Origin of the sequence: Azospirillum sp. ST 5-10 (assembly GCF_051225715.1) — a bacterium.
GTDB lineage: Bacteria > Pseudomonadota > Alphaproteobacteria > Azospirillales > Azospirillaceae > Azospirillum.
The window spans coordinates 92021-109617 of record NZ_JBPJSP010000010.1 but is presented as its reverse complement, the minus strand read 5'-3'; the positions used below and the strand labels follow the sequence as shown (position 1 = coordinate 109617).

Sequence of the window (17597 nt, the reverse complement as noted above, 5' to 3'; positions counted from 1 at the left end):
GCCTCAGCCCAGGCTGCGAATTGCCCGCACGCTCGCCTCGTGCTCGGCGCGCAGACGCGCCACCAGCGTCGGCGCCCCGCCGTCGCCGTGGCGCAGGGCGGCTTCCAGGGCCGCGGCGACGGCCGACAGCCCCCCGGCGCCGACGTACAGGCTGGACGACTTCAGCGAATGGGCGGCGGCAAGAGCCTCCGCCGGGGTGCCGCCGGGAGCCGTGCCGCGCTCGACCGCCGCCACCAGATCGGCCGCCGAGGCGACGAAGCTGTCCAGCGCGGCGCGGAGCGCCGCCGGCTCGTCGCCGACCAGCGCCTTGAGACGGGCCAGGTCGAGGGGCGCGGCCGCAGCCCCGGCGCGCCCCTCCCCCGCTTCCCCGGTGCCGGGCTCGGCCGGCCGGCGCAGCCGGTGCGCCACGGGAAGGTGGCGGGCGAGCGCCGCGTCCAGCGCCTCGATGCGGATCGGCTTGCTCAGGTGCTCGACCATGCCGGCGGCGCGGCAGGCTTCGGCCGTCCCCTTCACCGCGTCGGCGGACAGGGCGAGGATCGGCAGTGGCCGGCCGTCGCGATCCGGACGGGCGAGAAGGGCCCGCGCCAGCCCGTACCCGTCGAGGCCCGGCATGTGGAGGTCGGTCAGCACCAGGCCATGCCGGTCCGGCCGCAGCAGCGCCAGCGCCTCGGCGCCGTCGGCGGCGATGTCGTGGACGACGCCCAGCCGCTGCAGCACCCGCTGGAGCACGAGGCGGTTGGTCGGGTTGTCCTCCACGCACAGGACGACGGCGCGCTGCGCCTCGGCCTCGGCGCGGTCCGGCGCCCGCCAATGGCCGACGCCGCGCGGCGCGCCCTCCGCCGCCGCCGGCGCGTCGCAGGCCGGAGCGGCGATCTCGAACCAGAACAGGGAGCCGACCTCGGGCGTGCTCGACACGCCGATGGTGCCGTCCATCAGTTCGACCAGACCGCGGCAGATCGACAGGCCGAGGCCGCTGCCGCCGAACCGCCGGGCGATGCTGGCGTCGACCTGGACGAACGGGCGGAACAGGGTCAGCCGCTGCTCGCCGGAGATGCCGATGCCGCTGTCCTCGACCTCGACCCGCAGCCGGCCCGCCGCGGGCACCGAAAGGCGCACCGCCACCCAGCCGTGCTCGGTGAACTTGACGGCGTTGCCGACCAGGTTGATCAGCACCTGGCGCAGGCGCGCGCCGTCGCCACGCACCCATGCGGGAACCTCCGCCGCCAGCGCGACGCTGAAGCGGAGCCCCTTCTCGCGGGCGCGGGGCCGCAGGATGGCGGCCATGCCCTCGACGACGGACGCCGGCGCGTAGGGGCGGTCGTCGGTCTCCATCCGGCCCGCCTCGATCTTCGAGAAGTCGAGCACGTCGTCGAGGATCGACAGCAGCGATTCCGCCGACGCGCGGATGGTCTGCACCATGTCGCGCTGGTCGGCGTCGAGCGCCGTGCCGGCCAGGAGATCGGCGATGGTGGCGACGCCGTTCATCGGCGTGCGGATCTCGTGGCTCATGGTGGCCAGAAAGGCCGAGCGGTAGTGGGCGGCGCGCTCGGCCGCCTCGCGCGCCTGCTGCAGCTCGGTCACGTCGTAGACCCAGACGATCATGGCGTCGCCCGGCCCGTGGGCCACGGTGCCGAAGGAGAGCTGCAGGGTGCGCGTCCCGCCGTCGGGCCGGACCGCGTCGACGGCGACGGCCCGGCCGTTCATGCCCTGGGCGAGGATCGGCCCCTGCAGCATCGCCGCCACGGCCGCGCTCAGCGGTTCCCCCTCCACCCCGAGGATGTCGGCGATGCGGCTGTTGCGGTAGAGGACGGCGTAGGATTCGTCGAGGATCAGGGCACCGATCGGCGCCTCGTCGAGCATGTCGGCGAAGTCGGGCCCGATCGCCACGGGCACCGCCGGAAACGCGAACGGGTCCACCGTTCAGCCCTCGGTCGCGGCGATGACGAACACGACCGGCGGGATCATGTGCATGTCGGCGAGGTCGGACAGGCGGGCGATGAGGGCGCGGTCGAGCCGGATGTGCGACGGCACGATGATGGACCCGCCGTTGTGCGCCCGGACCGGCGCGGCCAGGATGGTGCCGGGCACGAGGTCAGCGACTGGCATCTCCGCCCGGGTGCTGCGCGGCGCCGGCTCGACGGCCGGTTCGGGCGGCGGCGTCGGCAGCGGCAGCGGCGCCACCGGCCGCCGCACCGTCTCCGCCGCCGCCGGGTCCGGGATCTCGACCTTGCGGTAGACCTCCGCCGGCTTGAGATCGAACGGAATGGTGCCGGCCCGTTCCATGCGCGTGAACAGCGTCTCCTTCGTCACCGGCTTGACCACGTACCCGTTGATGTCGAGCTCCATGGCGGTGCGGACCAGGCCGCTGTCGGCGCGGCCCGTCAGCATGACGATCGGCAGGTCCCGCGGCACGTGGCCGAGGCCGGAGCGGACGGCGCGCGCCACCTCCAGCCCGTTGCCCTGGGGCATGACGAAGTCGAGCAGGGCCAGGGAGATGGGCGGCTTGGGGGCGCACAGCCGGTCGATGGCGTCCCGCCCCGAGGCGGCGATCTCGACGTCGCAGCCCAGGGTGCTGCGGATGATGGCGGCAACGATGGACCGCATGAAGGCGTCGTCGTCGGCGAGAAGAACACGGTCCTGGCCGCTCCCGGTCCATGACGGCATGGCGCCCTCCCCAGATGCCCGTCGCAACACACCCGCATTCAGCAAGTACGGCCGAAGGCCGCGCCAGCGCAATGGTTCGTTTGCGAAGGAGAGCGCGCTTTTAAGGAGTTTTTAAGATGCATGACCGCCACGCCGCGGCCGGCCGCGACGCCCCCTACAGGGCGACGTCGGAGGCGAGGCCGTCCTCGAAGCGGAGCCAGTCGCCCGCCAGCGGCCCGACCGTCAGGCCGCCCCGCAGCCGGCAGGCGTCGAGGGCGGCGCCGGCGCTCTCGTGCAGTTCGGCCAGCAGGGGCGCGGGCAGGCCGCCGGCCGTCTGCAGCGCCACGTCGAGCCGGCGGCCGGCCATGGTCGCCGTGAGCTGGACCGCTCCCAGCGTCGCCGGCCGCAATTGCAGCACCACCGTGAAGCCCCCCTCCTCGGCGTCGTCGGCGAAGCTGGTGGCGCACAGCAGCCCCGCCGGCACCACCGCGCCGGTGACGGGATCGAGCAGAGGGACGCGGACGACCTGCCAGACGCGGCCGCCGACGAGACGCTGCCGCGGCTCCAGGGCGGCGTCGCATTCGTCGAGCACCAGCCCGTCGTCGAGATCCTCGAGCCGGGCCGCCGCGTCGGCCGTGAACCAGCCCCGGCAGCCGCCGGCGGTCATCGCCAGGAACAGCGCCAGCCCGGCCCCGAACGTGGAATCGCAGCGCGGCAGGCAGCCGCGGGCCAGCGCCGCCTCCTCCGGGTCGAGGGTCGCCAGCAGGTCGAGCAGACGCGCCACCGGGGCGGCGGCGTCCGCGTCGTCGGGCACGGCCGGCCCGGCGGCCGGGCGGGCGGCTTGGAAGCGGGCCGCCAACCCGCCGCCGAGGGGCGGCCGGAGCATCCGGCCGGCACCGTCGGGGTCGGGCACGGCCGGCGGCCAGGGATCGGCGCCACCCATCAGTAGACCACCGCGTCGCCGTCCTCGGACTGGGGAATGACGATGACCCCGTCGTCGGCGAGCGTCTTGGCCATGGCGACGATCTCCGCCTGGGCGTCGTTGATGTCGCGCATCCGCAACGGCCCCATGTTCTCGATCTCGTCGAGCAGGATGAGACGGGCCCGCTCCGACAGCACCGACAGGAAGTGCTCCCGCTGCGCCGCCTGGGCGCCCTTGAGGGCGATGGCGAGCTGGCCGGTGTCGCAGCGGCGGATCACGGTCTGCAGCGACACCCGGTCGAGGCGCATCAGGTCCTCGAAGGTGAACATGAGCTGCTTGATGCGCTGCGTCGGCTCGGGCAAAGCCGGCTCCAGGTCGGAGAAGATCTCGGCCATCGTGTCGCGGTCGATGCGGTTGAAGATGTCGGCCATGCGCTCCAGCGAATCGTTGCCGTGGGTGCGCGCGTAATTCGCCATGAATTCGTTGTGCAGGATCGACTCGATGTCGAGCAGCACCTCGCGCTGCACCGACTCGATCTGGATCATGCGCTCGATGACCTCGCCGCGCACCGCCTGCGGCAGCAGCACCAGCGCCTTGGCGGCGTGCTCGGGGCGCATCTTCGACAGGATGACGGCGGCGGTCTGCGGGTACTCGCCGGCGAGATAGTTGGCGAGCACCGTCTCGTTCACGTTCGACATCTTCTCCCACATGGTCCGGCCGGCCGGACCGCGGATCTCGCCCATGATCTCGGCGACGCGGTCGGACGGCAGGAAGCGGGTCAGCATGCGCTCGGTGCTGTCGTAGGAGCCGATCACCGACCCGGTCTTGGCGAACCGCTCGGTGAACACGCGCAGCAGCGATTCCACGAGGTTCGAGGTGACGTTGCCGAGCGTCGCCATGGCCCGGCTGACGATGCGGATCTCGTCGTCGTCGAGCCGCTCCATCAGCCGCGACCCGCGCTCCTCGCCGAGCGCCAGGAAGATGATGGCGCTCTTCTCGGCGCCGTTCAGGCTCTTGTAGTTCTCACGGATCTTCACGGGCGATCCCATGGCGGCACCTCAAAGGGAGCAGTCGGCGGAAGGGAGGTCGTCGGCGGGGCCGGCCGGCGGCTCGGCGAGCAGGCGGTCCTGGCGGAACGCCCCCGCCAGGACGGTGCCGGCGACCAGCAGGAGTTCGTGGGGGATCAGCGGGTGCGGTTCGAGCGCCGCCAGCACGTCGAGGATGGTCGCGTCGTCGGCCGGCGGGACCCCGCGCCGGCGCGCCAGAGCGATCAGGCTGTCGGCCAGGCTCGCGGCGGCGCCGGCCGGCGGCAGGGGGGAGGTCGCGGCGGCCATCGCGTCAGCCCCCCGTGCCGTAGGAGCGGATCAGGCTGCCGGCGATCAGGAACCAGCCGTCGGTCAGGACGAAGAAGATGATCTTGAAGGGAAGCGCGATCATCACCGGCGGCAGCATCATCATGCCCATGGCCATCAGGATCGCCGCGACGACCATGTCGATGACCAGGAAGGGCAGGAACAGCAGGAAGCCGATCTCGAAGGCGCGGCGCAGCTCCGACAACAGGAACGCCGGCATCAGCAGGCGCAGGTCGACGGACTGGGCGGTCGCCGGCGCCGACCGCGCCGCTCCGGCGGACGGCGCGGCGGCGGCCGGGCCGTCCGGCGCGGCGTCGGCCCGGGCGGGCCCGGAGAAGGCGGCGAAGGCGTTGAGGTCGCGGCCGCGCACGTGGGAGAACATGAACTCCCGGAACGGCTCCACCATCCGCTCCAGCCCCTGCTCCTGGGTCACCTGCTCGTTCAGCAGGGGGCGCAGGCCGTCCTGCCAGGCGCGGTCCATGACCGGCGCCATGATGTAGAAGGTCAGGAACATCGCCAGGCTGATCAGCACCATGTTCGGCGGCGACTGCTGCAGGCCCAGCGCCGAGCGCAGCAGCGACAGCACGACGATGATCCGCGTGAAGCAGGTGACCATGATCAGCAACCCCGGCGCCACGCTCAGCACCGTCAGGAGGACGATCCCCTGGATGATGCGCCCGGACAGGCTGCTGCTCTCGCCGAGTGCGCCCAGGCTGTCGAGCCCGAAGTCGAGCGACGCCGCGGCGGCGGGCGCCGCGACGGCGCTCAGGGCGCCCGCGGCCAGCGCGAGGAGGAGGACCGGGACGGCCGCGCGTCGGCGGTTCATGGCCGCAACCCCGCTCAATCGAGGTCCAGTTCCGCGTTGCGCACGATCTCCGTGAGGGTGACGCCGAGGCGCTGGTCCTCGACGATGACCACCTCGCCGCGGGCGACGAGGCGGTGATTGACCAGCACCTCGACCGGCTCGTCGACCTTGCGTTCGAGCTCCAGCACGGCGCCGCGGCCGAGCTTGAGGAGTTGGGCCACCAGCATGCTGGTGCGTCCCAGCACGACCTGAACGTCGACCGGCACGTTGTAGATGGCGTTGATCGGCCCGTCCAAGCCCTTGTCGCCGGTCTTGGTCTCGTCGATCAGGGTGTCGAGGTTCAAAGGAGGCATGATGCGTTCTCGCTTCTGTCGAAGACGGTGATGTCAGTGGGCCGCGCCGGCGGCGGGCCCGAGGGGCGCCGTCCCGCCGGCGTCGGCGAGGGTGCCGAGGGTGCGCTCGACGACGGCGGCGAGCGCGCGTTCCAGCTCGGCCGGGTCGCGCCGCAGGCCGCCGGCGTCCCACGCGGCGTCGAGCGCGCCGCGGGCCAGCCCGTCGTCGGCGACGACCTCGATGCGCCCGCGGAAGCCGGCGTCGGCGGCCATGGCGCCGAGCCGGCGGTCGAGCGCGTCTTGCAGATCGGGATGGACGCGCAGTTGCAGTTCGGGAGACGCGCCGGCCGCGCGCAGCGCGTCGCCGGCCGCCCGTTCGACGTCGGCCCGGGCGTTGGCGGCGAGCAGCCCCGGGGCGAGCCGCCCCACCAGGGCGACGATCAACGCCGCCCCATGGGCTTCCAGTCGGGCCATCAGGGCGCCGTGCCGCTCCTCCAGACCGGCCAGCTCGTCCAGCAGCCGGCCCACGGCACCGGCGAGGTCGGCCTCCACCCGCTCGCGCGCCTGGGCTTCGCCCTCGCGCCGGCCGCGCGCCACGCCCTCCGCCATGGCCTCGCGGCGCGCGCCGGCCAACGCGGCCTGCAGAGCGCGTTCGGAATGCCGCGGCACGTCCAGCGGATCGACCGGCTTGACCTCCTCGCGCGGCGGCGGCGGCGCCTCGCGGCGCTCGCCGAAGCTGCGGTCGAAGCAGTACCGCTGGTAGGCCATCACGCGGCCTCCTCATAGAGCCAGGAGCGCAGGATGTCGATCGCCTCGTCGGGATACTGGTCGACCATCTCGCCGAGACGGCGGATCGACGAGGCGCGCACCCGTCCCTCGACGGCCCGCAGCTCGATCAGCTGCTCCATCGTCTCCTCGATGCCCTGCATCGGCAGGGCGGTCTCCGGTCCGCCCTCCTCGCCGGCCTCCAGCGCCGCCGACGCGGCGGCGCCGGCCTCGCCTCCCGCCGCCGCCGAGGCCGGGCCGGCCAGCTGCGGGATCGCGCCGGCCGCCGGACCCGGCAGGGCGTCGGCGGCCTCCGCCGCCTCGGCGACGGGCGCCGGGAAGACGCGGCGGATCAGCGGCCGCAGGCCGACCAGGATCAGCAGGGCCGAGAGGATCAGCAGGATGACCCACTGGATCAGGGTCATGACGTTGCGGACCAGCGTGTCGGCGATCTCCTGCATCGGGTCGCGTTCCGCCAGCTCGGGCGCCAGCTCGACGAACTCGAGGTTCTCGACGGTCACCCGGTCGCCGCGCTCGGCGTCGAACCCCATGGCGGACTGCACCAGCTCGGTCAGGCGCTGCAGTTCCTCGGCCGAGCGCGGCTGGTAGGTGCGGGCACCGTCGGCCGCGGTCGTCCACAGCCCGTTGACCAGGACGGCGACGCTCAGCCGGCGGACGTCGCCGGGCTCGATCACCGTCTCCCGCGCCACGTTGGAGATCTCGTAGTTGATGGTCTCTTCCTGGCGCTTGGTGTCGTTGCTGGACTGGGTGTTCTGCCCCTGCGCCTGCACCTCGTTCTGCGGCAGGTTCTGCTCGGCGGTGACCGGCGGTTCGCCGCTGTTGTCGACGCTGCGTCCCTGCTCCTCGACGAGCTGGGTCGAGCGGACGACCTGGCTCGCCGGGTCGAAGGTCTGGCTGCGCACCACCTCGCGCTTGGTCTCCACCTCGGCGGCCACTTGCACGCGCACGTTGCCCGGCCCCAGGCGGGCCACCAGCATCTGCTCGATCGCCCGCGCCACGCGCTGTTCGGTGGCGGCGCGCATCCCGTCGGCGCGCGCCGACGCCAGGCCGGGCCCGTCGTCCTCGCTGAGCAGCAGGTCGCCCGAGGAGTCGAGCACGGTGACCGCGCTGGCCTTGAGGTTCGGCACCGCGGCGGAGACGAGGTGGCGGATCGCCAGCGCCTGGCGGCGCTCCAGGACGGCGCGCCCGCGCATGCGCACCACCACCGACGCGGTCGGCGTCGGCGCCTCGCGGGAGAACTCCTCGCGGTCGGGCAGCACGATGTGCACGCGCGCCGCCTCGACGCCGGCCAGGGTCTCGATGGTGCGGCCGAGCTCGCCTTCCAGGGCGCGCAGCCGGTTCATCCGCTGCATGAAGCTGGTGATGCCCAGCGGCTTGTCCGTGTCGAACAGCTCGTAGCCGACGCCGCCGGCGGACGGCAGCCCCTGCTCGGCCAGCAGCATGCGCACGCGCGACGCGTCGTCCTGCGGGACCTCCACGGTGGAGCCGTCGTAGGGGGCCGACACCGGCACGCCCATGCCCTCGATGGCCTTGACGATGCGGCCGGCCTCGGCCGGTTCCAGGCCGCTGTAGAGCGTGGTCATGTGCGGCCGCGACAACAGAAGGGCCATGCCGGCGATCGCGACCACGATCCCGATCCCGGTCCCGGCGAGCGCCAGGAGGCGTCCGCGCCCCAGCGATCGCAAAGTGTCGATCAGACTGTCCACGCCACCCGCACCTTTAAAGTTTCCGAAAATCGGGGGACCTACTGTGGGCCCCGAACGCCGGCTCAGACTATCGGCGGCACTTTTAAGCGGAGTAAAAAAACCGGGCTCCCATCAATCACAAATTCGATAAAACTCTATTCAACTAGGTTTCTGATAAAATTTCCGGCAATCGCTAGCGGGCGTGACAGCATGAATACACGAACGGACGAGCTCAACGCGGAGATGTTGAACAGCCTGACACGGTCGCGCAGTGTATTCGTGGTTGTCCTGCCGCTGGCTCGCCTGCTCCTCGGCGCCGCCGCCGTCGCCGCCATCGGCGCGGCCGGGATCACCGGCTACTGGCTGGCCGTCGGCCCGGAGGGGATCGAGCGGCTGATGGCGCCCCCGGCCGAGGAAGAGGTCGAGACGGAACGGCTGATCGACATCCCCGAGACGATCGTCAACCTGCGCCGGGACACGCCGTCGCGCTACCTGAAGATCGGCCTGACCCTGGTGGCGGCCCCCGGCCGCCAGGGGGCGGTCGAGGAGGCCATGCCGCTGCTGGTCGATTCCATGCAGGAGTTCCTGCGCAACCTCGACCAGGACGACCTCGACGGGTCGGCCGGCCTGCACCGGCTGCGCAGCGAGCTGAAGCGGCGTTTCAACCTCCTGCTCGTCCCACCCGGCGGCAACGGCCGGGACGTCGTCACCGACGTCCTGCTGCGCAGCCTGCTCACGCAATAGCGACCGCGATCCAACCGCAGAGGCACGGATGACCAATCCCACCGACGGCGAGACCCACGGGTCGGACCAACCTCAGCCCGACCAGCCCCGCACCGCCGCCCCCGACGGCGACGCAGGGCCGGCCGCCGACCGGAGCGCGGCACCGGTGGTCCCGCCGGCGGCCGAGCCGGCGCTCGACGCCGACTGGAGCCAGGCCATCCTGAACGCCGCCGGGGCCTCGGCCGCCGCCGGGGCGGCGGCCGGCGACGGCGAAATGGTGGCGGACTCGAAGATCCTCAATCAGGAGGAGATCGACCGCCTGCTCAACTTCGCCATGCCGTCCGCCGCCGACGAGCCGCCGAACGCCATCAAGCTGCTGGTCAGCTCGACGACGATCAACAAGGACCGCCTGCCGATGCTCGACGTGGTGTTCGACCGCATGGTGCGGTTGCTGAACACCTCGCTGCGCCAGTTCGCCTCGAGCAACGTCGAGGCGTCGCTGATGCGGATCGAGTGGCTGCGCTACACCGACTTCCTCGACACCATCGAGCTGCCGGCGCTGATCGGCGTCGCCCGTGCCGAGCAGTGGGACAACCAGATGCTGCTGTCGATCGACAGCGCGCTGATCTACTGCATGATGGACGTCCTGCTCGGCGGCCGCCGGGCGCGGCCGGGCCGGGTGGACGGGCGCGCCTACACCTCGATCGAACGCAAGATGACCGAGCGGCTGATGAAGGTGGTGCTCCAGGACCTGGGGCAGTCCTTCGACCCGCTGGCGCAGGTCGACTTCGTGTTCGACCGGCTGGAGGTGAACCCGCAGTTCGCCACCATCACCCGCGCCACCAACGCGGTCATCCGCGTCCGCATCGCCGTGGAGGTCGAGCGGCGCACCGGCCACATCGACGTGGTCATCCCCTACGCGACGCTGGAGCCGGTGCGCGGCAAGCTGGTGCAGATGTTCATGGGCGAGCGGTTCGGCCACGACACGGTGTGGGAGAACCACCTCAAGGGCGAGCTGATGCGCTCGAAGCTGGAGCTGGTCGCCGTGCTCAGCGAGACCCAGGTGCCGCTCGGCGAGGTCCTGAACTGGCAGAAGGGCCAGTCGCTCAAGCTGCGCATCAATCCCGACGCGCCGGTGCTGGTGCTCAGCAAGACCATCCCGCTGTTCGCCGGCCACATGGGCCAGCGCAACGGCAACATCGCCGTCAAGGTCGAGACCGACCTCGACACCAAACAGGAGCTGATCGATGGTCTCCTTTCTCATTGACGCCGCGCTGGCCGTCATGCTGGTGACGGCGACCGTCTATCTGGTCATCGTCAACCAGAGGCTGAAGCTGCTGCGCACCGGGCAGTCGGAGATCAACGCGCTGATCAGCACCTTCTCGCGGTCCATCGACGACACCGACGCCTCCATGAAGCGCCTGGTCGGATCGGCCTCCGACGTCGCCGGGCGGCTCTCGGAGGACCTCGACCGCGCCAAGGCGCTGAAGGAGGACATGGCGCTGATCCTCGGCTCGTGCGAGCGCACCATGGCGCGCATGGAGGAATCCGTGCAGCACGCCCGCGGCCTGCTGCGCCGTCTCGACGAAGGGGCGATGCAGCGCGCCGCCCGCCGCGTGCCGGCGCCGGCGCCGCGGCGCCTCGCCGAGGCCGCCGCCGCGACGGCGGAGATCGACGGGACGGCGGACGCCGACGAGACGGCACCGTCGATGGCCACGGGGGCGTCCCGGCTGCCGGTGTTCGCCGACGACGACGAGCCGCCGCCGGCGGACACCGCCCCGCACGCCGTCGCCATCCTCGACCGGGAGGTCCAGCCGGCCGCCGCGGAGGACGCCGGGGGGCCCGACCGGCAGCGGCCGATCGGCGCCTTCTACGCCCGCCTGCGCACCATCGGTTCGGAGGGCTGATCCATGCTGCGCATCCTGCCGATCACCCTGATCGCCGTCCTCATGGTGCTGCCCCTGAAGCTGGGTGCCCTGGTGGACGGCCTGCCGGCGATCGCCCAGCAGTTCGACCGCGAGTTCGGCAACCACGACCGCCCCTGGGCGACCGACCTGGCACCCGACGCGCCGGCGCCCGGCGCCCCCGGCAGCGCTGCGGCCGACCCGCCGCCCGCCGCCGCCAACACCGCCGCCGATGCCGCCCCCCCGGCGGGCGCCGACGGCGGAAGCCTGGCCCCCGTCGCCCTGGCCGCTCCGTCCTGCAGCGACCCGCTGCTGCGCGACGCCATCCGCGAGCAGAAGGCCGAGACCGCCGCCCGCGCCCAGAGGGTGCGCGAGACCGAAGCCGTGCTGACGGCGACCGAAGCGCGCATCGGCACGCAGATCCAGCGCCTCGGCGCGGTGAAGCGCGAGGTCGAGGCGCTGATGGCCCAGCGCTCCACCCTGCAGCAGGAGGATCTGCGCCGCATGGTCGCGATCTACGAGGCGATGAAGCCGCGCGACGCCGCCCGCATCCTCGACAGCCTGGAGACGGCCGAGGTCGTCGACGTCCTCGACCGCCTCGCCGAACGCCGCGCCGCGCCCATCCTGGCGGCGATGAGCGACACCAAGGCGCGCGAGGTCACCCAGGCGATCCTGCAGCGCCGCGCCCTGCCGGGCGATCGCAAGCCCGCCGCCGCCCTGCCCCGCACCACCCTGACGAACTGACCGCCATGACGAGCATGACCGACGTCCTCACCGCGCCGCCGCGGCCGGCGACCGACGTCCGCACCGCCGCGCCGGCCGCCGCCGACCGCGACGCCGACGGCGACTCCGGCTCCGCCTTCGACCGCCTCGTGGAGGAGCAGGACGGCGAACGCGACCGCCGGTCCGAGCGCTCCGGCGAACGCCCGCGCCGCCCCCGCCCCGACGCCACGGCCAGCGCCGCCACCGCCGGCCCGGACGCCGCCTGGCTGCCCGCCACGCCGCCCGCCCCCGCCGCGCCGCCGCCCGGCAGCGACGCGGCGCTGCCAGCCGCCGCCGGCGCGCCCGCCGCCGCCCCGGGCGAGGCCGGCGATCCCGCGGGCGCCCTCCTCTCCGCGACGGCGGCACCGTCGGCAACGGCCCTCGCCGCCGCAACCTCCGGCACCGGCCAGAGCGGCACGGCGACGGCGGCGGCGACCGCCGGCGCGGCGGCACCGACGGGAACTGCGGCTGCGGCGGGAGCGGCGGCGGCAACGGCGGCCACCGACGCGAGCGCCGTCGGCACCGTACCGGCGGCGGCCGTTCCCGCCCTCGCCGATGCCACCGGCGCCGCCCCGCCGCCGGCCGACGGTGCGGCCGCGGCGAACGCGGGACCGGCCGCGACGCCGACCGCGACACCGGCCCCGGCGTCGCCCGCCGTCGCCGCGACCGCGCAGCCGGTGGCGGTGCCGGCGGCCGGTCCGGCCCGCGACGCCGCCGCCGAGGCGGCCGGCGACCCGCGCCGGTCCGGCAAGAGCAGCGGGCGGACCGCCGCCGCGCCGCAGGGCAACGGCGGCGGCAAGCCCGACCCCGGGACGACGCTCGCCGGCGCGGGCACCGGACCGTCGGGCGGCGCCGGTCAGCCCGACGCCGGAACCCTGGCGGATCTCCCCTTCGCCGCCGCGCCGGCGGCAACCGGCGGCGCCGACACGGCGCCGGCGGACGGGCTGCCGTCGCCGTCGTCGGCCGCGGCGCCGGGCCAGCACGCGGCCGGCGCGACCGCCCAGGGCCGTGCCGCCGCACCGCCGCCGCCGATGGCACAGCTGGCGGCACCGCTGGTGCGCGTCGCCAGCGCCGGCGGCGGCACCTTCCACATCGACCTGTCGCCGGCGGAGCTCGGCCGGGTCCAGGTGATCGCCGACGTCAAGGAGGGTCACGTCACCCTGTCGGTGCAGGCGGAGCATGCCGACACGCTCTCGCTGCTGCGCCGCGACGTGACCCAGCTGGAGAAGGCGCTGGGGGATGCCGGCCTGACCCTGAACAACGCCACCCTGCAATTCTCGCTGCAAGGCGACGGGCAGTCGCGCGGCTTCGCCGCCTTCGACCAGGGCTCGGGTGGCCGTGGCGGCCGGCCCGGACCGGCCGCCGTGATCGCCGCGGAAGCCGCGCCCGAGCGCATCCTCACCCCGGTCGACGGGCTGGTCGACGTCATCGTCTGAAAGGAACCGCTCCCATGACCACCACGGGCGCCACGGGCGCGACCGGCGGCGGCGCCTCCGCCACCGCCACCGCCACCGCCGACAAGAAGTCTACGGTCGACTACGAATCGTTCCTCCAGCTGCTGACGGCGCAGCTGCGCAACCAGGACCCGCTGGCGCCGATGGACGCCACCCAGTTCATGACCCAGCTGGCCCAGCTCTCGACGGTCGAGCAGGCGATGCGGACCAACGACACGCTGACCGAGGTTCTCGACACGCTCAAGAGCAGCGGCATGCGGATGGACATGGCCTTCCTCGGCCGCAAGGTCGAGGTGGCGTCCGACACGCTGGCGCTGGTGGACGGGAAGGCGAGCGCGGCCTACACCGTGGACGGCGCGCCGGCGAGCGTGAAGATCGAGGTCCTCGACAGCGCCGGCAAAACCGTCTACAGCGCCGCCGGCACCCCGGCCACGGGGCGCCAGGCCTTCACCTGGGACGGCAAGCGCAGCGACGGCGCCACCGCCGCCGACGGGCTCTACACGCTGCGGATCACCGCCAAGGACAAGGACGGCGCCGCCCTGCAGACGGCCAGCGTCATGACCGACACGGTGACCGAGGTGCGCAACGTCGACGGCGCCACTCGGTTCGTCCTGAAGAACGGCGCCACCGTCGCCGCCGACGCCATCCTGTCGGCGTCCTGAGGCTCAGCGCCGGCTGTTGTCCTGGCGCAGAAGGCGGTCGATCAGGACCGCCTTCACCGGCCCGGCGGAGAACTGGCCGTTGGCGCTGGCGCGCAGGGCGCCGGCCACCGCGGCGGGATCGACGGCGGGGCCGTCGAAGGCGCCGGACTGGGCGAGACCGAACAAGCCCTCCAGCATGGCGCTGCGGGCGTGCGGCAGGCGCCGGCGCACCAGGTCGGCCCCTTCGCCGTCCCCGGCCTCCAGCGTGACCTGCGCCAGGATGAACGCCTCGGTGCGGCCCTGCGCCAGGACCGGCACGACGAACTGGCCGGCCTCGACGTAGTACGGGCCGGCGGCACCGTCCTCGCCGGCGCGGCCGGCCGGCTCTTCGGCCTCCTGCGCCCCGTCGGCCGGCGGCGCCGCCGCGCGGGCCGCCAGCTCGTAGCGCCCCGCCCCGTAACCGCCGGCAAACGCCAGCCCGGCGGCCACCGAGAACAGGAGCAGCGCCTTCATCGTCTTTCCCCTTCGTGGCACCGGCGTCGCCCGCCGTCGCGTCAGAACGGCAGCACCACGTCCAGCACCTGCTGGCCGTAGCGCGGCTGCTGCACGTCGGTGATCTGGCCGCGCCCGCCGTAGGTGATGCGCGCCTCGCCGATCTTGTCGTAGTCGATGGTGTTGGTGTTGGTGATGTCCTCGGGGCGGATGACCCCGGCGATGCGCAGTTCGCGCAGCTCGTAGTTGACGCGCATCTCCTGGCGCCCGGCGATGACGAAGTTGCCGTTGGGCAGCACCTGGGTGACGAAGGCGGCGACCCGCATGGCGATGCGCTCGTTGCGCTGGATCGTGCCGTTGCCGCTGGAGGTGCTGTTGCTGTCGAGATCGACGAGGCTCTCGGGATCGACGGCGTCGGGGAGGATGGCGGGCAGCCGGCTCTCCAGGCCGAAGAAGTTGGTGGCGCCGAACCCCTCGGCGTTGGTCCGCGCGCGCTGGGTGCGGTTCTGCAGCTGGGCCTGGTCGGAGATGTCGATGATCACCGTCAGCAGGTCGCCGACCGCCTTGGCACGGGGATCCCGGAAGAAGTTGCGCGACCCCGTCTGCCACAGCGAGCTCGGCGTCTGGTCGACGGCGACGGGCTGCGGCATCGGCATGGAGATGACCCGCGCCTCGGGCTGGAGCGCGGGGTTGGAGATCTCCGACAGCGCCGGGGCGCTGCCGATGTCCGACAGGCGGGAACACCCGGCCGCGGCGACCGAGAGCAGCATCAGGGGAACGACGGCGGCGCGCATGGCAAGGCTCCGTTTCACGGCATCGACGATTCGGCGCCCGTCGCGACGGCGCCGGGAAGCCGGGGTCCGTTCACCGACACCGTCTCGACCCCGGTGATGGTGCCGGTCACCACGGCGTTGCTGGACACGTTCATGACCCGGACGAGGTCGCCGACGCCGCCGTCCTGCAGCGCCCGGCCGCGGGCGGCGAGCAGCAGCGGCCCGTCCTCGTAGACCAGGGTCACCGGGCGGTTGCGCTGCACGACGATGGGCGCGCCGACCGCGTCGACGCGGATCAGCCGCCCCGCCATCATCGTCCGCCGGGGCGACAGGCCGATCAGCTGGTCGGCGGCGGTGACGAAGCCGCCGCCCAGGCGTTCCAGCGGCATGCGGATGGACGTCAGGTCGGCCGCGGTGATGATCTCGCCGGGGCGCATCCGCCGCACGCTGACGGGGACGGCGACCTCGACGGCGACCTGCCCGGCCAGCTCGACGAGACGGCCGGCGCTGCTCACCAGCGCGCGGAAGCTGCCGTCGCGGGGGTCGTACGACATCTCCCGCACCGCCTCGACGGCGCCGGCGAAGGGCCGGCCCAGGGTCAGCGACACCTCGGCGTCGGCCGGCACGGCGTCGCCCAGGGTCGCCCGCAGCTCTTCGGCCAGCCTCGACTCCACCGGTCCGGCGGCGGCGGGCGCCGCGGCCAGGGCGGCCAGCGCGAGCAGGGCGGCGACGAGCGGGCGGGCGCGCCGCCGCGACGGGGTGCAGCGGGCCATGGCGCTCACCGCATGTTGGTCAGGGTCGATGCCATCTGGTCGCCGGCTTCCACGACCTTGGCGTTCATCTCGTAGGCCCGTTGCGCCGAGATCAGCTCGGTGATCTCCTGGACCACGTTGACGTTCGAGGATTCCAGGTACTTCTGGCGGATGGTGCCGAATCCGGCCTGGCCGGCCAGGCCGTCCTGCGGTTCGCCCGACGCCGGCGTGGCGCGGAACAGGTTGTCGCCCAGCGCCTCCAGGCCGGATTCGTTGACGAACACCGTCATCGCCAGCTGGCCCTGGTTGAGGGGCTGGGTCTCGCCGTCCACGTAGGCGAAGACCTCGCCCGACTTGTTGATGACCACCTCGCGCGTGCCCTGGGGCACGGTGATGCCGGGGGCGATGGTGTAGCCGTCGGCGGTGACGATGGTGCCTTCCGGCGACAGCTTGAAGCTGCCGGCGCGGGTGTAGACGGTGTCGCCGCCGGGCTCGGTGACGTTGAAGTAGCCGCGCCCCTCGATCGCCAGGTCGAGCTCGTTGCCGGTCGAGGTCAGGCTGCCGATGGTGTTGATGCGGTTGACCGAGATCGGCCGCACGCCCAGGCCGACCTCGATGCCGGTGGGAATGATGGTGCCGGTGTCGGTGGACTGGGCGCCCTGGCGCCGCTCCGACTGGTACATCAGGTCCTGGAACTCGGCGCGGCCGCGCTTGAAGGCGGTCGTGTTGATGTTGGCGATGTTGTTGGAGATGACCTCGACGTTCAGCTGCTGGGCCATCATGCCGGTCGACGCGATGCTGAGCACGCGCATGAACGAAACTCCTTACTGGGGTTTGCCGAGGCGGTTGATGGCGTTGCGCAGCAGGTCCTGCCCCTCGTCCACCATCTTGCTCACCGCCTGATAGTCGCGGGACAGCTCCATCAGGCGCGTCACCTCGAGCACGCCCTGGACGTTCGACCGTTCCACCTTGCCCTGCACCAGCCGCGTGTCGGGTGCCGGCAGCGCCACCGCGTCGTCGCCCGCCTCGAACAGCAGGTCGCCGGTCTGCGTCAGCGCCTGCGGGTTCTCGAAGCGCACCACGGCCAGGCGCGCGATCACGTCGCCATCGGCCGACACCAGCCCGTCGCTGGCGATCGTCACCGTGCTGTATTCGGAATCGATGGTGATGGGCTGGCCGCCGTCGTCGAGCACGGGAAAGCCGTTGGCGGTGACCAGCTGCCCGTCGGCGTCGCGCCGCAGGCGGCCGTCGCGGGTGTAGCGCACCCCGTCCGGCGTGTTGACCGTCAGCAGGCCGTCGCCGTCGACCGCCACGTCGTAGGGGTTGCCGGTCTCGGAGAAGGTGCCCGGACGCAGATCGGTGTAGGTGGCGCGGTCGATGGTGAAGGCGATGCGGTCGGTGGGCTTGTTGCCCCCCCGCTCCATCGCCGCCTCGAACAGGCTGCGCTCGCCGCGGAATCCGACCGTGTTCATGTTGGCGATGTTGTTGGCGACCACATCGAGCTGCCGCCGCAGCGCCATCTGCCGCGACAGCCCGATGTAAAGTTGGTTCTCCATCGCTGGACACCTCTG

The 17597-nt window shown here is 72.9% G+C and carries 20 protein-coding genes; 6 read left to right on the top strand and 14 right to left on the bottom strand.

Translation table 11 applies throughout. The features are described 5' to 3' along the window. Positions 1-3: 3 nt before the first annotated feature. The 9 genes from ACSBPG_RS13870 to fliF form a co-directional block, all read right to left on the bottom strand. Positions 4-1917: an ATP-binding protein gene (locus ACSBPG_RS13870; protein ID WP_435537766.1), complete on the bottom strand. Its 1914-nt coding sequence runs from the start codon at positions 1915-1917 to the stop codon at positions 4-6. A gap of 3 nt (positions 1918-1920) precedes the next feature. Continuing rightward, a complete protein-coding gene (locus ACSBPG_RS13865) occupies positions 1921-2664 on the bottom strand; it encodes a response regulator (RefSeq protein WP_435537765.1) in 744 nt (247 codons plus the stop codon). A gap of 154 nt (positions 2665-2818) precedes the next feature. After that, positions 2819-3586 carry a hypothetical protein gene (locus tag ACSBPG_RS13860; RefSeq protein WP_435537764.1) on the bottom strand — a complete coding sequence of 256 codons (768 nt, stop codon included), beginning with the start codon at positions 3584-3586 and terminating at the stop codon, positions 2819-2821. Next, positions 3586-4614, bottom strand: a complete 1029-nt coding sequence (locus ACSBPG_RS13855) for a flagellar motor switch protein FliG (protein ID WP_435537763.1) — start codon at positions 4612-4614, stop codon at positions 3586-3588. Before ACSBPG_RS13855 ends, ACSBPG_RS13860 begins: the two co-directional genes overlap by 1 nt. A 9-nt stretch (positions 4615-4623) precedes the next feature. Beyond that, positions 4624-4899: a hypothetical protein gene (locus ACSBPG_RS13850; RefSeq protein WP_435537762.1), complete on the bottom strand. Its 276-nt coding sequence runs from the start codon at positions 4897-4899 to the stop codon at positions 4624-4626. A gap of 4 nt (positions 4900-4903) precedes the next feature. Then, the gene (locus ACSBPG_RS13845; RefSeq protein ID WP_435537761.1) at positions 4904-5743 is read right to left on the bottom strand and encodes a flagellar type III secretion system pore protein FliP; all 840 of its coding nucleotides are present in this window, start codon (positions 5741-5743) and stop codon (positions 4904-4906) included. A 14-nt stretch (positions 5744-5757) separates the two neighbouring features. Continuing rightward, positions 5758-6075 carry a flagellar motor switch protein FliN gene (fliN, locus tag ACSBPG_RS13840; RefSeq protein WP_435537760.1) on the bottom strand — a complete coding sequence of 106 codons (318 nt, stop codon included), beginning with the start codon at positions 6073-6075 and terminating at the stop codon, positions 5758-5760. A gap of 33 nt (positions 6076-6108) precedes the next feature. Next, positions 6109-6822 carry a flagellar assembly protein FliH gene (locus ACSBPG_RS13835; protein ID WP_435537759.1) on the bottom strand — a complete coding sequence of 238 codons (714 nt, stop codon included), beginning with the start codon at positions 6820-6822 and terminating at the stop codon, positions 6109-6111. Continuing rightward, positions 6822-8546: a flagellar basal-body MS-ring/collar protein FliF gene (gene fliF, locus ACSBPG_RS13830; RefSeq protein ID WP_435537758.1), complete on the bottom strand. Its 1725-nt coding sequence runs from the start codon at positions 8544-8546 to the stop codon at positions 6822-6824. The genes ACSBPG_RS13835 and fliF overlap by 1 nt, the downstream gene beginning before the upstream one ends. Positions 8547-8735: 189 nt before the next feature. Between fliF and ACSBPG_RS13825 the strand changes: the two genes are divergently transcribed. Genes ACSBPG_RS13825 through ACSBPG_RS13800 form a run of 6 tightly spaced genes read left to right on the top strand, consistent with a single transcriptional unit; the run spans position 8736 to position 14030 of the window. Beyond that, positions 8736-9269, top strand: a complete 534-nt coding sequence (locus tag ACSBPG_RS13825; RefSeq protein ID WP_435537757.1) for a flagellar basal body-associated FliL family protein — start codon at positions 8736-8738, stop codon at positions 9267-9269. A 28-nt stretch (positions 9270-9297) separates the two neighbouring features. Then, on the top strand, positions 9298-10515 hold the full coding sequence (gene fliM / locus ACSBPG_RS13820; RefSeq protein ID WP_435537756.1) for a flagellar motor switch protein FliM: 1218 nt from the start codon (positions 9298-9300) through the stop codon (positions 10513-10515). After that, a complete protein-coding gene (locus ACSBPG_RS13815; RefSeq protein WP_435537755.1) occupies positions 10496-11155 on the top strand; it encodes a DUF6468 domain-containing protein in 660 nt (219 codons plus the stop codon). The genes fliM and ACSBPG_RS13815 overlap by 20 nt, the downstream gene beginning before the upstream one ends. A 3-nt stretch (positions 11156-11158) precedes the next feature. Then, positions 11159-11896 (top strand): MotE family protein, encoded by a 738-nt coding sequence (locus tag ACSBPG_RS13810; RefSeq protein ID WP_435537754.1) that lies wholly within the window; start codon positions 11159-11161, stop codon positions 11894-11896. 5 nt (positions 11897-11901) lie between these two features. Next, positions 11902-13350 (top strand): flagellar hook-length control protein FliK, encoded by a 1449-nt coding sequence (locus ACSBPG_RS13805; protein ID WP_435537753.1) that lies wholly within the window; start codon positions 11902-11904, stop codon positions 13348-13350. A gap of 14 nt (positions 13351-13364) precedes the next feature. After that, a complete protein-coding gene (locus tag ACSBPG_RS13800) occupies positions 13365-14030 on the top strand; it encodes a flagellar hook assembly protein FlgD (RefSeq protein WP_435537752.1) in 666 nt (221 codons plus the stop codon). A 3-nt stretch (positions 14031-14033) separates the two neighbouring features. Here the strand turns inward: ACSBPG_RS13800 and ACSBPG_RS13795 are convergent, their stop codons facing one another. The 5 genes from ACSBPG_RS13795 to flgF are packed head-to-tail and all read right to left on the bottom strand — an operon-like array spanning position 14034 to position 17582. Beyond that, positions 14034-14522 (bottom strand): hypothetical protein, encoded by a 489-nt coding sequence (locus ACSBPG_RS13795; protein ID WP_435537751.1) that lies wholly within the window; start codon positions 14520-14522, stop codon positions 14034-14036. Between the two features lie 41 nt (positions 14523-14563). Next, complete coding sequence (gene flgH, locus ACSBPG_RS13790) at positions 14564-15295, bottom strand: flagellar basal body L-ring protein FlgH (RefSeq protein WP_435537750.1); 732 nt, start codon at positions 15293-15295, stop codon at positions 14564-14566. 14 nt (positions 15296-15309) lie between these two features. Beyond that, complete coding sequence (flgA, locus tag ACSBPG_RS13785; protein ID WP_435537749.1) at positions 15310-16047, bottom strand: flagellar basal body P-ring formation chaperone FlgA; 738 nt, start codon at positions 16045-16047, stop codon at positions 15310-15312. 5 nt (positions 16048-16052) lie between these two features. Then, positions 16053-16838, bottom strand: coding sequence for a flagellar basal-body rod protein FlgG (gene flgG / locus ACSBPG_RS13780; RefSeq protein ID WP_435537748.1), 786 nt, complete (start codon positions 16836-16838; stop codon positions 16053-16055). Between the two features lie 12 nt (positions 16839-16850). Continuing rightward, on the bottom strand, positions 16851-17582 hold the full coding sequence (gene flgF / locus ACSBPG_RS13775; RefSeq protein ID WP_435537747.1) for a flagellar basal-body rod protein FlgF: 732 nt from the start codon (positions 17580-17582) through the stop codon (positions 16851-16853). Positions 17583-17597: the final 15 nt, after the last annotated feature.

Excerpts from the sequence above, each read along its gene's own strand:
- ACSBPG_RS13865 (WP_435537765.1), bottom strand. The coding sequence starts at position 2,664 with ATGCCGTCATGGACCGGGAGCGGCCAGGACCGTGTTCTTCTCGCCGAC.
- ACSBPG_RS13860 (WP_435537764.1), bottom strand. The coding sequence starts at position 3,586 with ATGGGTGGCGCCGATCCCTGGCCGCCGGCCGTGCCCGACCCCGACGGT.
- ACSBPG_RS13855 (WP_435537763.1), bottom strand. The coding sequence starts at position 4,614 with ATGGGATCGCCCGTGAAGATCCGTGAGAACTACAAGAGCCTGAACGGC.
- ACSBPG_RS13850 (WP_435537762.1), bottom strand. The coding sequence starts at position 4,899 with ATGGCCGCCGCGACCTCCCCCCTGCCGCCGGCCGGCGCCGCCGCGAGC.
- ACSBPG_RS13845 (WP_435537761.1), bottom strand. The coding sequence starts at position 5,743 with ATGAACCGCCGACGCGCGGCCGTCCCGGTCCTCCTCCTCGCGCTGGCC.
- fliN (WP_435537760.1), bottom strand. The coding sequence starts at position 6,075 with ATGCCTCCTTTGAACCTCGACACCCTGATCGACGAGACCAAGACCGGC.
- ACSBPG_RS13835 (WP_435537759.1), bottom strand. The coding sequence starts at position 6,822 with ATGGCCTACCAGCGGTACTGCTTCGACCGCAGCTTCGGCGAGCGCCGC.
- ACSBPG_RS13825 (WP_435537757.1), top strand. The coding sequence starts at position 8,736 with ATGAATACACGAACGGACGAGCTCAACGCGGAGATGTTGAACAGCCTG.
- fliM (WP_435537756.1), top strand. The coding sequence starts at position 9,298 with ATGACCAATCCCACCGACGGCGAGACCCACGGGTCGGACCAACCTCAG.
- ACSBPG_RS13815 (WP_435537755.1), top strand. The coding sequence starts at position 10,496 with ATGGTCTCCTTTCTCATTGACGCCGCGCTGGCCGTCATGCTGGTGACG.
- ACSBPG_RS13810 (WP_435537754.1), top strand. The coding sequence starts at position 11,159 with ATGCTGCGCATCCTGCCGATCACCCTGATCGCCGTCCTCATGGTGCTG.
- ACSBPG_RS13805 (WP_435537753.1), top strand. The coding sequence starts at position 11,902 with ATGACGAGCATGACCGACGTCCTCACCGCGCCGCCGCGGCCGGCGACC.
- ACSBPG_RS13800 (WP_435537752.1), top strand. The coding sequence starts at position 13,365 with ATGACCACCACGGGCGCCACGGGCGCGACCGGCGGCGGCGCCTCCGCC.
- ACSBPG_RS13795 (WP_435537751.1), bottom strand. The coding sequence starts at position 14,522 with ATGAAGGCGCTGCTCCTGTTCTCGGTGGCCGCCGGGCTGGCGTTTGCC.
- flgH (WP_435537750.1), bottom strand. The coding sequence starts at position 15,295 with ATGCGCGCCGCCGTCGTTCCCCTGATGCTGCTCTCGGTCGCCGCGGCC.
- flgA (WP_435537749.1), bottom strand. The coding sequence starts at position 16,047 with ATGGCCCGCTGCACCCCGTCGCGGCGGCGCGCCCGCCCGCTCGTCGCC.
- flgG (WP_435537748.1), bottom strand. The coding sequence starts at position 16,838 with ATGCGCGTGCTCAGCATCGCGTCGACCGGCATGATGGCCCAGCAGCTG.
- flgF (WP_435537747.1), bottom strand. The coding sequence starts at position 17,582 with ATGGAGAACCAACTTTACATCGGGCTGTCGCGGCAGATGGCGCTGCGG.